The sequence below is a fragment of the uncultured Dokdonia sp. genome, assembly GCF_947492535.1.
Classification (GTDB): domain Bacteria; phylum Bacteroidota; class Bacteroidia; order Flavobacteriales; family Flavobacteriaceae; genus Dokdonia.
Genome location: NZ_CANLNH010000067.1, coordinates 1 through 216, shown reverse-complemented (window position 1 = coordinate 216; position 216 = coordinate 1). Strand labels below are relative to the sequence as shown.

The window sequence follows — 216 nt, the reverse complement described above, 5'->3', positions numbered from 1 at the left end:
TACTGTAAACAATACTGATTGATCTATTGGATTGGCATTATTCTCTGCCTCTACAGCTGTTTCGTGATAGGAGATATCAAAATCAGTAGTCACCTGTGGCGCTAGTAAGAACCCAGCATCATCGGCTAAAGTAGTAAGATCTACATCCCCCATGGTATCATCTCCATCAAACTCCTCACAGAAGGTATACTCAAAAACAGTATCCTGTGATAAAAC

1 protein-coding gene is annotated in these 216 nt (G+C 40.3%); it reads right to left on the bottom strand.

All coding sequences use genetic code 11. From position 1 onward, the window contains the following. A partial coding sequence (locus tag Q1A60_RS21580) for a hypothetical protein (RefSeq protein ID WP_300008540.1) occupies nucleotides 1–216 on the bottom strand: 216 nt, incomplete at both ends.